Source organism: Petrocella sp. FN5, assembly GCF_029210395.1.
Taxonomy (GTDB): domain Bacteria; phylum Bacillota; class Clostridia; order Lachnospirales; family Vallitaleaceae; genus Petrocella.
Genome location: NZ_JARGDP010000001.1, coordinates 1 through 13,904, shown reverse-complemented (window position 1 = coordinate 13,904; position 13,904 = coordinate 1). Strand labels below are relative to the sequence as shown.

Below are 13,904 nucleotides of genomic sequence, written 5' to 3'. Positions count from 1 at the left end.
ATACATAGTTTCTATTTACCTATTGTTGTAACGTCTTCGCCAAACCACTTCATAGAAACGGTTTCAAGGGTTCCATCTGTCGCCATAGCTTCAAGGGTTTCTTGAACTTGATCTCTAAGGCTATCATTTCCAAGTAAGAATCCAACACCATATGATTCTGCTGCAAGGGCTTCTTCAAGCACAACAAATGCACTGCCTCTTTTTTCAATCTGGTATCTAGCAACAATTTCGTCCATGACAACAGCATCCACTGCACCGGATTCAAGGTCCATTAATGCCATGTTATAATCCGGTGCCTTTAGATAATCACCAAAAGTTGCAACTAAATCCTCGACTTCACCAAGTGCCGCTTCTGCACTTGAATCTGCTTGTACCACAACAGCCTTATCCGCCAGATCTGCGAAAGTCTCTATACCTGAACCCTCTGTTACAACAAACACCTGGTTATTAGCCATATACGCATCTGTCCATGTATACGTCTCTTCTCTACCGTTAATCGTAAAACCATTCCATACACAATCAATATTTTTTGATTCTAACTCCATATCTTTTGAATCCCAAGCAATTGGTTGTAAGACAAGTTCTTTGCCTAGTCGCTCAGCAACAATCGCTGCAAGATCAAGGTCAAAGCCGGTAAACTCACCATCATCGCCAACAAATCCCATAGGTGGAAAATCTTGGTCAAACCCGACAACCAATGTGTCTTTTGTTGTTGTCTCTTGTTCATAAATATCCTCAGTAGGTGTTGCCTTACCACATGCACCTAATGTTAATACCATTGCCAATATCATTAAAGTAAAAATCGTTTTTTTCATTATCATTTTCTCCTTTTATTTTTTCTGCCCCACTATGTTACCACACTAGCACAATGAAGTAAATATACCAAAAGGATAAAAGTCCTAACCTTTAACAACTTAACGCGTTAAATTTTTAACGATTAGCATGGCTTATTTAATTGGAATAACCTCTTTCAAAATCTTGATGTTATATGCGACCCTCTTCACTTTTAGTTGGTCCCATTAAAAGCTTATAAGCTTTTAGCCGAATACTAAGCAGTCTACATTTGGGATCTTGAATAATTTCATGCAAATCTGGATGTTTTTTAAGTAATAATGCTTTTCCCTCTTCAGCCTTTTCTTTATCCACTGCCTCATAACTACCTTCAAATGTTACTGATATTATTTCATTTTTGGATGCCTTGCCTAAACGCTGTCTGTTATCCATCAATATACTTACACTTGGATTTAAGGCTATATTTCTATATTTCTTCGAATCATCTATAGCGACCATGTACAATATTTTATTGTCTTTACCCAGCGTAAATGTCATTAATGAACAATAAGGATTACCTCCGTATTCAGTACATAAAACACAAAGATTATTTTCATTCAAAATAGCTTCAATATTTTTATTCATGATATTCCTCCTTTTTCCTACTGATTAATTCTACTTTAAGGTATTTTCATCCATTTGCCTTGCTTTAATAGGCCACCATTAGAAAACTAAGCATACTGCCGAAAAAGAATACAATGGAGAAGATAATCTCGTTAAAACTTAGTTCAATTTCACGCATGGTTCTAAAAAATCCAATCCTCGGATATAGATGTTTATAGAATAGGTAACCTAGTACCAAGCTAAATAAATATAGTGTACTTTTTAACATATAGCTTTTAAAATCTATGATGACTTCCAGATTGAAAAGTATACTGGTGATGCGTTGTCCAAAAACGCCTGTTACGAAACAAACCGTTGCTAGGATACCTAATGCTATTTTTTGATTGAGACGGACTTGATATCTCTTCTTATGAGGGCCAAATAGCATGGTTGCGTACTTAACAAAAGACACGATGGTCCCTAGATTAATAAATAATAACCCATACTCAAGATAGGTTTGATAGCCTATACCTTTTTCTATGAGGTATTTGGATACACTACCGTTAAATAAAGGTGCACCGGTAATACTGAGTATGGCCACACTCATTATAATAGCCACATATGGCATTCGTTTGAAAACGCCTTTAATTTTTCTAATGTCTCTGGTCTCATATTCTTCAATAATCATACCTGCTGTTAGGAAGAGCGTCGCCTTAAAAACAGCATGATTCATGATATGGTAAATAGATCCATAATAACTATATACTGAATTCATAGAAAGACCAAATATAATCAGGCCAATTTGACTGACTGTATGGTATGCAAGTATAAGCTTAATATCCGTTTGAGATAAGGCAAAAATAAAACCAAAAACCGCTGTCATAAAGCCAATTAAGAGAAAAAGACTTGTTGTATCCAGTCCTGCCTTAAAAGTATCTTGAAAACGTATAAAAAGATAAACACCACCTTTAACATATAGTCCTGACAACACCGCCGAAACGATAGAAGGTGCCGATGGTGTACCATGTGCTCTTGGTAACCAACTAAATAGAGGCATGATGGCGGATTTGAGTCCTATGGCTGTAATAAGAAAAACATAAGGTAATATTAAGCTATCTTTGTTTTCTATAAAAGGTACGCCCGCCTTTATTAATGATAAATCCATGGTGCCAAATATTTTATAAATGTACCCAAGTCCAAATAGAAAGAAGGCCATGGCAACCAGATTGGTTAACAGATAAACCATACCGTCATATAGGGACTGACTGTCTTTTTTGAACATAATCAGAATACTAACCACTACTGTGGCTACTTCTACAAGTGTATAAATATCAAAGAGGTCGTTGGATAAAAAGATGGCTATAATCAGGCCTTGAAGCGTTAAGAATAGAAACAAAAACAGTTTATTCATATACGTCTTATGATAGTTAAATAATAGCATGATCGTGAACAGAAAAGTCGTTAATACCACAAAAAGGCTACTAATAGCATCGGCAACCAGGTTAATACTGATAGCACCCGAATAATTACCTAGTGTTTCAGTAATGGTACCTTCCCCGATAACCTTAACAAAAAATATAATGGCCATAATAAACGTACTGACTTGAGAAACCCAGATCATGCGATGAATTTTCTTATAATTGCTCAGATAGCCAATGAGCGCTGTAAGAATGGGAAGTACCACTAACCAAAATAAGGACACCTTTTCACCTACTCATTATTTTCAACATTCTTATGTTGTAATAAACTCTATACTCTATATATAACACATTTTCAGATAAAAAACCTTAGCAATTTGTCAGGTTTTTTATAAATACATTGTTGTTTTGTAATTTTCATTTTATAGTTATTAGTATGGTTAAAGTGGGGGGATACTTAAAAGCAACTTCCTGTTATAATGGTAGTTGCTAACATCCTGTAGTAAGGCTCTATGCCTCTGACCCCTCGTAAGGAAAATCCTATGAACCCTTCTCGTCATGAACGCTATTCCATTTATTTCTTCACCTTTGCAACCAGTATGTTCTGGTTTTCACTTTATGCCTATATCGCTGAACTTTCCACCTATGCCAGCACTTTAGGTGCCAGTTATAAAATGATTGGCTTTATAACCGGTTCTTATGGCTTAACACAGCTGCTGCTTAGGATTCCCCTTGGCATTTTTTCAGATATGTTGGGTAAGCGTAAGGTTTTTATTGTTATAGGTCTTTTTGTTGCTTCCGTTAGCGCACTCGTTTCATTTTTTTTCCCATCACAACTGTCTCTCCTTGTCACAAGAGCACTCGCCGGAGTTTCTGCCGCTACATGGGTCATTTTCACAGTCACTTACTCCAGTTATTATAAGAAAGATGAGGCTACAAAAGCAATCGGTCTAATGAACTCTTACAACGCTGTAGGTCAATTGACCGCTATGGCCATGGGTGCAGTGGTGTCTTATACCTTCGGTACAAGGTATCTTTTTTTACTTGCAGCTATAGGTGGCATCGTTGGCCTTCTTTCTGCTCTATTCATTTATGAGAAACCTGTCGTTATTAGAAAGTCAAATTTTAAAGATTATTTGGATGTCGCAAAAAATCGACAACTCCAAATTGTATCTTTACTTTCTATACTCTCTCAACTTATAACTTTTGCAACTGCCTTCGGCTTCGTGCCTATACTTGCTAAGAATCTAGGTGCAAAAAATATGCAACTGAGCCTACTAACAGCACTCGCCATTATACCTGCCATTTTTATATCCAGACTTGCCGGTTCTTATTTCCCGATACGCTTTGGCCGTCGAAGGACCATTAGTGTTGGGTTCATAATAAGTGCCTTTCTTTGCATCTCGATGCCATGGATTGGTCATTTATGGCTTTTGTATGTGGCTCAGTTCTTTTCAGGCATTGGGCGAAGCTTGGTTTTCCCGCTCCTTATGGGGCTCGGTATAGAACATATCGATCAGGAAAAAAGAGCCACTGCCATGGGTATGTTCCAAGCTATTTATGGTATCGGCATGGTCTTTGGTCCTGTATTACTAGGTTTTATTGCTTTTACTTATGGACTCGTAGCCGGCTTTGCTGTAACCGGTGCCATTGGACTCCTTGGTCTTCTCATCACCCTTATTTACTTAGAAAAAAAATAAACAAGAAAAGAGCACAGCCACCCTTGAGCCCAGCGCATATTTCATTTGATGCTTGCCCATAAGAATGTTAGAATAAAAACACAACCTAGACAAAACCAAGAATGGAGATAAAAATGAGAAAAATTAAACTTGGCGTCATCGGCGTATCAGGACATTTGCTGACCCGAATCATGTTACCGCTAACCGCTTCCGACACCGTAGAAATTATCGCACTTGCATCAAGAAATCATGAGAAGTCCAAAGAAGCTGCCGCCAGCTGGCAGATACCAAAGGCTTATGGTAGCTATGAGGCACTTTTAAGTGACTCTGAAATCGAAGCCGTTTATATCCCCCTTCCCAACCACTTGCATTTAGAATGGGTTAAAAAATCCATTCTTGCAGGCAAACATGTCATCTGTGAAAAACCCCTCACCATGAACGCCCTTCAAACAAAAGAAATCATGGATCTTGCTAAAGAACAACAAGTCAAAGTTATGGAGGCATTTATGTACCGTTTCCATCCCAAATGGCAAATGGTGCAAGAACTTATAAAAGTCAAAGGCATTGGTGATATTAACGCAATCCATACCATCTTCACCTATAAAAATGATGATCCAAATAACATCCGTAACAATAAAGCATATGGTGGTGGTGCTCTAATGGATATTGGGTGCTATGCCATTTCAACAGCACGCTTCATTATGAACACTGAGCCAAGTAAAGTTCTTGGTATGTTACATTATTCCGATTTATTCGGTACGGATGTACTCACCTCAGGCATAATGGATTTTGGTAAAGCGAGAGCCCTTTTTACTGTAAGTACAGGTATGCATCCTGCGCAAGAAGTCAAAATCTATGGTACAGGCGGTAGTATTGAAATACTGGTTCCCTTTAATGATCACTACGATGTAAAAGGCCAAGTAAAGGTTATCAATAGCCTCGGAGAGCGTATCGTGACCTTTGATCCTACCAATCAATATGATGCACTTTTTTCCGCTTTTGCAAAATCTATAAGAGAAGATACCGCTGTACCCATCTCCCTAAATGATAGTTATATGAACATGCGCATCATCGACCAGTTATTTGAATCCGGGAAAACCGGCCAATGGGAAGCCATTTAATTCAAGACTTAATAGGCTTGTATTGCCTTGACAATCCACTTATAATAATAGTACTTATTGAAAAGAAGGTGATTCCATGGAACACAAGCGCGAAATTATAGACTTCATAAATAGCAAAACATCCCTTGAAATACTTCAAAAGATTGATGAAATCCATCCGGTTGACTTTTTAGAAGCGTTGACCGGTTCTGATGAAGATCCCCTTAGCATTCTCGAGAAATTACCCGATGATTATATCGCTCAACTGGTCGATCACGCTGATGATGATGAAAAATATGGTTTACTAACTCTTTTCTCTGAAAATAGAAAACAGCATATCATTTCTGAAATGTCTTCTGACGAATTGGTTGACCTGTTAGGTAGCATTGGTAATGCCGAAAAAGATGCCATCATTTTGTCTCTTGATCAAGATGATGCCAATGAAGTCAATGAACTTCTCGCCTATGATCCCACTTCTGCCGGTGGTATCATGGCTAAGGAGTTCATCGCCATCCATGAAAACATGACCGTCAATGCCACGATAGAATTTCTCAGGGATATGGCACCGGCTTCTGAGACACCCTACTATGTTTATGTCCTTGATCAATCTCATGTGCTAAAAGGTGTTGTACGATTAAGAGATATTATCGTTTCTACACCAGAAACGCCCATTAAAAATATTATGATTGAAAACATCATCACCATACCTGTGGATATGGACCAAGAAGAAGTCGCACTTATCTTTGAAAAATATGGATTCATGGCCATGCCGGTTATTAATGATCTCGGCATCATGCTCGGTATCGTAACCGTCGATGACGTTATGGAAGTCATACGCGATGAATATACAGAAGACATGTTTCGACTTGCAGGTCTTGATGAAGAAGAAAAAATATCCGGTTCCATTAGTAAAGCTATTAAATCTAGGTTACCTTGGCTTTTGGTGAATTTAGTTACGGCTATCCTTGCTGCGGCCACTGTTAGCCTTTTTGAGGCTACCATTGTCAAGATTGTAGCACTAGCCACCTTTATGCCCATCGTCGCCGGTATGGGTGGTAACGCCGGCACTCAGACCTTAACCATGATTATACGAGGTATAGCCCTTGGAGAACTGACCTTTGAGAACCAAAAAGAAATCTTAAGAAAAGAAATTGCCATCGGTTTAATTAATGGGCTGTGCTTAGGCTTAGTTGTTGGATTACTTGGTTATTACTGGGTTGGTAACTTGATATTTGGGCTGGTCATCGGTCTTGCCATGTTCCTAAACCTCGTTGTTGCAACGATTTCCGGTTATTTCGTCCCTGTTCTATTAAAAAAATTCAAAATAGATCCGGCTCTAGCATCCGCTGTCTTTGTTACCACTGTAACCGATGTACTTGGATTCTTCTTCTTTTTAGGACTGGCTACACTCACCATCAACTATCTCGTCTAAAATAATATTTTTTTAAAAAAGCAGCAGATTCACAATTTCGAATCTGCTGCTTCTTTGTTAATTTTTTTTATATAATGTGCATTTCTTGAACTTCTCAAGATGACGATTATCCACCAATAACTTCGTCCCCAACTTTGTGCATTTTCAACATGTTGGTCTTACCATCATAACCTGTAGGAATACCTGCTGTCAGGATAATTAGATCACCTTTTTCAACCAACTTTGTTGCCACGGCTTGGTCTAGAACTTTCTCAAAAAATTCTTTCTGATCCCCTATAAATCTGCTCATCATCGGTTTAATGCCCCATGATAAATTCAACTGACGTTGTAAACCTTCTTCTAAAGTTATCGCAATAATTGGACACGCCGGTCTAAAGCTTGAAATCATTCTTACTGAATTGCCTGAACGGGTCGGCACAACAATCGCTTTTGCATCTATCTTTGAAGCAGCAATCACCGTCACTTCACTTATGGCATTAATCACATTCTGGTCAATAACTTTCCATGCGCCTTCATCTAATTTAACTTTATAGTCAATATCATTTTCCGTCTCTAAGATGACCGTTGTCATCATCTTTAATGTCTCTATTGGATACTTGCCTGCAGCTGTTTCCCCCGAAAGCATAACCACACTGGTGCCATCATAGATGGCATTAGCAACATCTGATACCTCGGCTCTGGTTGGAACCGGGTTATCCGTCATACTCTCTAGCATTTGGGTAGCTACGATAACCGGTTTTGAACTTGTATAACACTTCTTAATGAGTTTCTTTTGAATAATGGGTACGGATTTAACCGGTAATTCAATACCCAAGTCACCACGAGCAATCATAATACTATCGGATGCCGCAATGATTTCATCAATGTTTTTTATCGCTTCAGTGTTTTCAATCTTTGAAATAATCTTAATATCTTCTCTGTTTTTTTGTTTAAAAATCTCTCTCACTGATTCAACGTCTTTTGCGTTGCTCACAAAAGAAAGGGCTATGAAATCAACGTCCTGATCAACAGCAAACTCGATATCTGCTCGGTCTTTTTCTGTCATGAAGGGTAAACCTGTAATACAACCCGGCACATTAACACCTTTTCTGCTGGATAAGACACCGCCTGCTACAATCTTACAAACAATATCCGTACCTTCAATACGCACTACTTCTAGATTGATACGACCATCATCGATAAAGATAGATTGGCCTATACTAACACTTTTATGGAGCTCTTTAAAAGAAATGGTAACGGCTTTTTCATCGCCTTCAATTTCTTCAGAGATGAGTTTGATGATTTCTCCGTTAATTAAGTTCACCTTGCTTTTAAGCACCCCAATACGCATTTCCGGTCCCTTTGTATCTACGATTAACGGAATCGGCTGATTCAGTTTTTCTCTCGCCGCCTTCATGGTTTTGATCCTATGGCCGTGAACTTCATGGTTCTCGTGAGAGAAGTTAAATCTAGCTGCATCCATGCCGTTTAGAATCATATCTTCATAAATACCTTCAGTTGCCGGTCCCATCGTACAAATAATTTTTGTTTTTCTCATCATATTCTCCTTGTGACTTTCTATAAACCTAATTAATAATCCCAACATTATAATCTATATTTTATATTTTTCAAGCAACAGTTCAACTATAGGTTTAACCCCTTAACCCTTCTAATATTATACATCGCAATTAATAACATATACTCTATTACCATCTATAATATTTGCCGGTCAAATCATGTTCTTCATTTTTAGAACTCAACAAGGAACTATTATAATGATTTATGTGACTAATGACAATGCTTATTTTAATAAAAAAACATCTTATCTATATCTGGTTACTATTTTATATTATATTGTAGTATTTTGTTTATTTGTATATCGATTTAAATACGCATAATTACTACGTGTTTGACAGTTTTGGTTTTACGCTGTATAATCTATTTATCGAAATAGTTCCAACCTTAATCCAATACAGGAGGTCTGCCATGAATACACTCATTTGTCCCATATCAAAAGAAACCGCCAATAAGGCTGTGGTTCGTATTACCGGATTTTTGATTGCTACGTTAATCGTACTATATACCTTAACAAGCAGTGTCTACATCATTCTTGCTATTGTTATTGATTTTATTATACGTGCTTTTACATCCATAAAATATAGCCCACTTAGTTGGTTAGCCACACAAATTGTTAAAGTTTTTCATTTAAAGCCAATTACTATTGACAAAGCGCCTAAAATTTTCGCTTCCAGAGTTGGCTTTCTTTTCTCCATAACCGCTTTGATTTTATATCCCCTCAATCCACAAATTAGCCTTATCGTGCTATTGGTTCTTATGGCTTTTGCTCTTCTTGAAGCCCTTTTTGATTTTTGTGTCGGTTGTATTGTATATACATATATTGTACTGCCCCTAAACAAAGAATAGAAAAATACCTTCTTCAATATTGAAGAAGGTATTTTTCTATTCTTTGACTTTCATTTTTATGTTTTCGAAGGCTTTTGTCGTTTCACCCTGATCTTCTAGATTAAATATTACAGGTTGATTTACAGTCAACATAAGTATATAAGGTGGTTTCTCTACGTCCACAAAAAGCTTAACCGATCCATAGGGCTTAGTTTTGAAGTGACCCTTAAGTTTCGAGCCTAATGCTGACCCATTGGTACGTGTTAATACAAGAGGCATTTCCTCAAGTAGTTCCACTGACTGAATCGATGTCCATGCATAAGTATCGCCGTACATGCCGTGAATCTTTATTCCCTTGTCTCCTATGTTGATTTGAGTACCCCTTGAAGAAAAAAACAGTAAAAAAATAATGGCAACAAGGGTAATCGTAACAATCACTAAGGGCAGGATAAGTTTTTTACCTGCACCTTCGACAAATCTACCTTCTTTGTCAAATATATTACCATCATACTTTTGAGCTTTGATAAGTATAACTATAGTTGATATAACTAAGAAGACATAGGCTAAAGTGACACTTATGTCGACTTTAAAAAGTTGCAATATACCAATGAAAATGAATATCCCACCATTCATATAACAATAAAATCCTAATAAACGTGCAAGCCCTTTTGTATCAACCTTAGCCTTTTTTTCTTTAGACATGGTGTTATAACCCGATATTAGAAAATACCATTTAAACAAATGAACCGCCATACCAACAATAATCAGTGATCCTCCAATCAAAAAATTAGTCCACATGATAAACCTCCTTAATATCACTCATGTAATATCTTAGTTTTGAATAACAGCTTCAATCTGTCTGTAATACGTTTCATAGCTATTATTGATAACCATAGCATCTTTAGGTACCTGAAACAAAATCAAACATGCATTTAAAAGGTCCACTGATGAAGCCATCGCATTGATCATAATCAAAGAAATCAAAATGCCATTTAGTACATTCAGCATGCCCAAAATTAACGGTAGTAATATAGATAGCGTCACATATGGCGCAAGGCAAATCATAATAAATCTTCTTTTAGTCAATGACTGCGATGTAAACACAAACCCACCCCATATCTTGATACCGAAAAAAGTATTATCATCACTTAAAAAATTAGGTATCCAGAAGGCGTGTAGCATTTCATGTATGTAAATCATTATAATCATCAATAAGATGTAATCCCATCTAAAGTTAATGGTTATATTGTTATTTGTAGACACACGTTCAAAAATATTCACAACCGTTGAGTCAAAGTATGTAATGATAAGAAAGGATACTAAGCCACAACCAACCATGAATGGTATGGAAGCCAACAAAGCCGCAAATAAATTGGCTGGTTCTTTAATTCTAGTCCAACCCTGTTTTACTAATGTCTCACTTAATTCTTGATCAACTGGTGGTATATTCTTTGCATACTTCATATCAATCGTCACCTCAAAACTTTTTTTACCATTATAGCATTGGTTAAGGTCATAACACGCCCTACAAGTCTAATTATTTATCTTGTTGGAACAATCTCCAACCAATAGCCATCTGGATCTGATATAAAATAGATACCCATCTTCTTATTTTCATAGCAAATGCAACCCATTTTTTCATGTAGCTCATGTGCTGCCTCATAATCATCGACTCTAAACGCCAAATGGAATTCATTGTCGCCTAGATTATAAGGTTTTTCCCAGTCTTTTAACCATGTAAGTTCTAGTTGAAAGTCTGAAGCGTCATTCCCTACAAAAACAATGATATAGGCCCCATCTGACGCTTCTTTTCGTCTTATTTCTGTTAGTCCTAATGCTTCCTTATAAAAGGCTAAGGATTTTTCAAGATTTAATACGTTATAATTTTCATGCACCATTCTAAACTTCATATTATTTTCCCTCTCTGATATCTAGATTTTTATATTCCATTTTTGACCACTGTATAATACTTCCATCACATTCGTGTTATGCATAAATTTTGCTCTTTCTTTCTTATATTGTTGAATAATTGAAGGTTGATCCCAAAAATGCATGGGAAATAAATAGTTAACCTTTGCTGTATTTAGTAGCGTCTCCACACCTAAATGATAGTATGCTTCTTGTCTTGGGTCAAGTGGTGCAAACGCTATATCAATATGAAGGTTCTCTAGGGCTTTCATTTCATTATTGAATTTTTCTGTCATCTGAGCATTATAGATTTCGGTCTCACCGGGCCATACCCATAGATTAAGGTCACCGGCATAATAAATCGTTTTGTCTTGATACGTTAACAAAAATGCAACACCTTCATCCGTTGATACAAGTGTTTTTATGGAAATTTCTCTATTCTTCCGAACACGCAGATTATATATTTGAGATGGATGTGCCCAGATAATCCTATTTAACAGCTTTTGGTTCATAACCAGCTTCGGATCATTCAAAAGCAATGCCTGTACATCTGAGGATAAAACATACTCCACATCCTCATACATCGTATATAGGTCAAATATCTTCGGATTAAAATGATCTTTGTGCTTGTGGCTAACAAATACTATGATTTTTTTATTTGTTTTCATAACCGGTATATCTGACTTATAATAATCAAACAACCAATAGCAGTCTTCCCACTCTAAGAGAAACCCACTATGATCAATATATGTGATTTCCATGTGATTATTACCTGCTTTCCAAATTATACTTAACTAAGGTTCTCCAACATCTCTTCCGGATTCTTTGCCGCGTTGACCTGATCATATACTTTTATAATCATACCTTCTTCATCTATCAAGTATGTGGTCCTAACTACGCCCATATACTTCTTACCATACATACTCTTTTCCTTCCAAACATCATAAACTTCTACGACCTTGGTTTCAGTATCTGCCAGTAATGTGAATGTTAAATTGTATTTATCTGCAAATTTTCTATGTGATTTTACGGAATCTTTGCTGATACCGATAATTTCGGCACCTTTTTCCTTGAAATCCGGATATAACTGGGTAAAACCACAAGCTTGGCTGGTACACCCTGGGGTATCATCTTTTGGGTAAAAATATAATATAACTTTTTTCCCTCTATAGTCCGAAAGAGATACTTCCCTACCATCTTGATTTAACAGTTTGAAATCTGGTGCTTTTATGCCTATTTCCAACATATTAATGCCTCCTTCATATTCTATCTTTATATAGATCTAACTCGATTAATTGGGGTTCTGTTTTTACACCAGTATATCATATATTCTTCATTTTATGACACTAGAAAATGTGTTGTCGTAGATTTTTCAAAATACAAAAAAAATCACCATCGGCTATAAAACCGAATGATGATTATTGAATTATGAATACATAAGCTTTTGAAGGTTGCTTATAACTTTGGTTTTTTCATAATCTCCACTATACGAGTAATACCATAAGCTAATAGGGCATAAACTGCCATGGCTATAAGTGTTGCTGCTTCCAGATATGCCGTCGTCTCTATACCTTGAGCTGTACCCGTTCTGAAAATACCGATGAAAGGTGCCAGAAAAAGGCCAGACAAACTATAAATAGCAGTTACAAATGGACTTCCTGGATTTGCTCCAAGTAGTTTAAAAATAAATCGAAATGCAAGAAGTACTTCTAATATACCAAATATATACATTACTATTTTACGAAACTTAATGTTTTTTTCATGTGACTGTTGAACTTGAGGTTCATTCATATTTGTTACTTCCTTTCTATTGAGTACAATCTAAAAAATAAAACAAGCTTTATAACACTTTTTTTCCACCGATTATTCTTAAAAGAAAAATAATCATTGCAATAACCAATAGAATATGAATAAAACCGCCTATGGTATTAGAACTGACAATTCCAAAAATCCAAAGAACAATAAGTATGACTGCTATTGTATTTAACATATTATCACCTTTCTATAATTTATTTGTTCAAGTATCTTCCGGTGGGTTTTACTGATGTTTACGCATTGGATGCCATTATATTTTCCCATCTAACCTATATTATACTCTTTTACTTATTATAAGTCAAATTATATATATTATTATTTGTATAATTATTTTAATTATTATTATCTTTCAATTGAATTTCTCATCATTATAAGCCACCACTTTTACTTTTATAAAATTTAAAAAGAAAAACCGACTAAGTGACATCACTTAAGCCGGTTCATCTTACCTTATTCTTACTATTTCTCTTCATTATTCAAATGATCCATAGAATATTTTTTCCTTATACCTTCTTTAGGCAAAGACGCTGCATATTTGATTGCATCTTCCGCCTTAAGACTTTCAAAGTATTCAATGATAACCGAAAGCCTTTCATACTCATCAATCGATAGGAGTACTGCATCTGGTTGGTTGTTCTTTAATATAAACAATTTACCGTAATCATCTGCTTTTTCCCTACAAGCTTTATAATTTTTTATCATTTCTGAATTTGAGACAAGTGCTTTTGTTGAAATTATCATTCAGATATCACCTCTACACTAGTTATTATATATTTTCATCGTACTTTTTAACTTT

16 protein-coding genes are annotated in these 13,904 nt (G+C 36.1%); 4 read left to right on the top strand and 12 right to left on the bottom strand.

Translation table 11 applies throughout. The annotated features are described in order from the left end of the window. Window positions 1-11: 11 nt before the first annotated feature. From P0N36_RS00080 to P0N36_RS00070, 3 genes are all read right to left on the bottom strand, one after another. A complete protein-coding gene (locus P0N36_RS00080; protein WP_275840645.1) occupies window positions 12-815 on the bottom strand; it encodes an amino acid ABC transporter substrate-binding protein in 804 nt (267 codons plus the stop codon). Between the two features lie 169 nt (window positions 816-984). Continuing rightward, window positions 985-1,416: a pyridoxamine 5'-phosphate oxidase family protein gene (locus P0N36_RS00075; protein WP_275840644.1), complete on the bottom strand. Its 432-nt coding sequence runs from the start codon at window positions 1,414-1,416 to the stop codon at window positions 985-987. Window positions 1,417-1,480: 64 nt separating this feature from the next. Further along, a complete protein-coding gene (locus P0N36_RS00070) occupies window positions 1,481-3,076 on the bottom strand; it encodes a complex I subunit 5 family protein (protein ID WP_275840643.1) in 1,596 nt (531 codons plus the stop codon). 258 nt (window positions 3,077-3,334) lie between these two features. On the opposite strand from P0N36_RS00070, the gene P0N36_RS00065 reads away from it, so the two are divergent. The 3 genes from P0N36_RS00065 (at window position 3,335) to mgtE (ending at window position 7,003) form a co-directional block, all read left to right on the top strand. After that, window positions 3,335-4,492, top strand: coding sequence for an MFS transporter (locus P0N36_RS00065; RefSeq protein ID WP_275840642.1), 1,158 nt, complete (start codon window positions 3,335-3,337; stop codon window positions 4,490-4,492). Window positions 4,493-4,605: 113 nt separating this feature from the next. Then, window positions 4,606-5,592, top strand: coding sequence for a Gfo/Idh/MocA family protein (locus tag P0N36_RS00060; protein WP_275840641.1), 987 nt, complete (start codon window positions 4,606-4,608; stop codon window positions 5,590-5,592). 76 nt (window positions 5,593-5,668) lie between these two features. After that, a complete protein-coding gene (mgtE, locus tag P0N36_RS00055) occupies window positions 5,669-7,003 on the top strand; it encodes a magnesium transporter (RefSeq protein WP_275840640.1) in 1,335 nt (444 codons plus the stop codon). Between the two features lie 106 nt (window positions 7,004-7,109). Here mgtE and pyk read toward each other — a convergent pair whose 3' ends face one another. Then, window positions 7,110-8,540: a pyruvate kinase gene (gene pyk, locus P0N36_RS00050; RefSeq protein ID WP_275840639.1), complete on the bottom strand. Its 1,431-nt coding sequence runs from the start codon at window positions 8,538-8,540 to the stop codon at window positions 7,110-7,112. 428 nt (window positions 8,541-8,968) lie between these two features. On the opposite strand from pyk, the gene P0N36_RS00045 reads away from it, so the two are divergent. Then, window positions 8,969-9,406 carry a DUF4395 domain-containing protein gene (locus tag P0N36_RS00045; RefSeq protein ID WP_275840638.1) on the top strand — a complete coding sequence of 146 codons (438 nt, stop codon included), beginning with the start codon at window positions 8,969-8,971 and terminating at the stop codon, window positions 9,404-9,406. 36 nt (window positions 9,407-9,442) lie between these two features. Here P0N36_RS00045 and P0N36_RS00040 read toward each other — a convergent pair whose 3' ends face one another. From P0N36_RS00040 to P0N36_RS00005, 8 genes are all read right to left on the bottom strand, one after another. Then, window positions 9,443-10,183 (bottom strand): DUF3784 domain-containing protein, encoded by a 741-nt coding sequence (locus P0N36_RS00040; RefSeq protein ID WP_275840637.1) that lies wholly within the window; start codon window positions 10,181-10,183, stop codon window positions 9,443-9,445. Window positions 10,184-10,216: 33 nt separating this feature from the next. Further along, entirely contained in the window at window positions 10,217-10,849 is a 633-nt protein-coding gene (locus P0N36_RS00035; protein ID WP_275840636.1) for a DUF3267 domain-containing protein, read from the bottom strand. Window positions 10,850-10,926: 77 nt separating this feature from the next. Next, window positions 10,927-11,295 carry a VOC family protein gene (locus P0N36_RS00030; RefSeq protein WP_275840635.1) on the bottom strand — a complete coding sequence of 123 codons (369 nt, stop codon included), beginning with the start codon at window positions 11,293-11,295 and terminating at the stop codon, window positions 10,927-10,929. A 21-nt stretch (window positions 11,296-11,316) separates the two neighbouring features. Then, window positions 11,317-12,054 (bottom strand): MBL fold metallo-hydrolase, encoded by a 738-nt coding sequence (locus tag P0N36_RS00025; RefSeq protein WP_275840634.1) that lies wholly within the window; start codon window positions 12,052-12,054, stop codon window positions 11,317-11,319. 29 nt (window positions 12,055-12,083) lie between these two features. Continuing rightward, window positions 12,084-12,539: a thioredoxin-dependent thiol peroxidase gene (gene bcp / locus P0N36_RS00020; RefSeq protein ID WP_275840633.1), complete on the bottom strand. Its 456-nt coding sequence runs from the start codon at window positions 12,537-12,539 to the stop codon at window positions 12,084-12,086. Window positions 12,540-12,748: 209 nt separating this feature from the next. Beyond that, window positions 12,749-13,084 (bottom strand): YggT family protein, encoded by a 336-nt coding sequence (locus P0N36_RS00015; protein ID WP_275840632.1) that lies wholly within the window; start codon window positions 13,082-13,084, stop codon window positions 12,749-12,751. A gap of 49 nt (window positions 13,085-13,133) precedes the next feature. After that, entirely contained in the window at window positions 13,134-13,283 is a 150-nt protein-coding gene (locus P0N36_RS00010) for a lmo0937 family membrane protein (RefSeq protein ID WP_275840631.1), read from the bottom strand. A 284-nt stretch (window positions 13,284-13,567) separates the two neighbouring features. After that, window positions 13,568-13,849 (bottom strand): type II toxin-antitoxin system Phd/YefM family antitoxin, encoded by a 282-nt coding sequence (locus tag P0N36_RS00005; protein WP_275840630.1) that lies wholly within the window; start codon window positions 13,847-13,849, stop codon window positions 13,568-13,570. Window positions 13,850-13,904: the final 55 nt, after the last annotated feature.

What these genes read in the sequence shown, in the direction of transcription:
- P0N36_RS00040 (WP_275840637.1), bottom strand. Translation starts at nt 10,183, where the DNA reads ATGTGGACTAATTTTTTGATTGGAGGATCACTGATTATTGTTGGTATG.
- P0N36_RS00075 (WP_275840644.1), bottom strand. Translation starts at nt 1,416, where the DNA reads ATGAATAAAAATATTGAAGCTATTTTGAATGAAAATAATCTTTGTGTT.
- bcp (WP_275840633.1), bottom strand. Translation starts at nt 12,539, where the DNA reads ATGTTGGAAATAGGCATAAAAGCACCAGATTTCAAACTGTTAAATCAA.
- pyk (WP_275840639.1), bottom strand. Translation starts at nt 8,540, where the DNA reads ATGAGAAAAACAAAAATTATTTGTACGATGGGACCGGCAACTGAAGGT.
- P0N36_RS00010 (WP_275840631.1), bottom strand. Translation starts at nt 13,283, where the DNA reads ATGTTAAATACAATAGCAGTCATACTTATTGTTCTTTGGATTTTTGGA.
- mgtE (WP_275840640.1), top strand. Translation starts at nt 5,669, where the DNA reads ATGGAACACAAGCGCGAAATTATAGACTTCATAAATAGCAAAACATCC.
- P0N36_RS00025 (WP_275840634.1), bottom strand. Translation starts at nt 12,054, where the DNA reads ATGGAAATCACATATATTGATCATAGTGGGTTTCTCTTAGAGTGGGAA.
- P0N36_RS00080 (WP_275840645.1), bottom strand. Translation starts at nt 815, where the DNA reads ATGAAAAAAACGATTTTTACTTTAATGATATTGGCAATGGTATTAACA.
- P0N36_RS00065 (WP_275840642.1), top strand. Translation starts at nt 3,335, where the DNA reads ATGAACCCTTCTCGTCATGAACGCTATTCCATTTATTTCTTCACCTTT.
- P0N36_RS00060 (WP_275840641.1), top strand. Translation starts at nt 4,606, where the DNA reads ATGAGAAAAATTAAACTTGGCGTCATCGGCGTATCAGGACATTTGCTG.
- P0N36_RS00045 (WP_275840638.1), top strand. Translation starts at nt 8,969, where the DNA reads ATGAATACACTCATTTGTCCCATATCAAAAGAAACCGCCAATAAGGCT.
- P0N36_RS00030 (WP_275840635.1), bottom strand. Translation starts at nt 11,295, where the DNA reads ATGAAGTTTAGAATGGTGCATGAAAATTATAACGTATTAAATCTTGAA.
- P0N36_RS00005 (WP_275840630.1), bottom strand. Translation starts at nt 13,849, where the DNA reads ATGATAATTTCAACAAAAGCACTTGTCTCAAATTCAGAAATGATAAAA.
- P0N36_RS00035 (WP_275840636.1), bottom strand. Translation starts at nt 10,849, where the DNA reads ATGAAGTATGCAAAGAATATACCACCAGTTGATCAAGAATTAAGTGAG.
- P0N36_RS00015 (WP_275840632.1), bottom strand. Translation starts at nt 13,084, where the DNA reads ATGAATGAACCTCAAGTTCAACAGTCACATGAAAAAAACATTAAGTTT.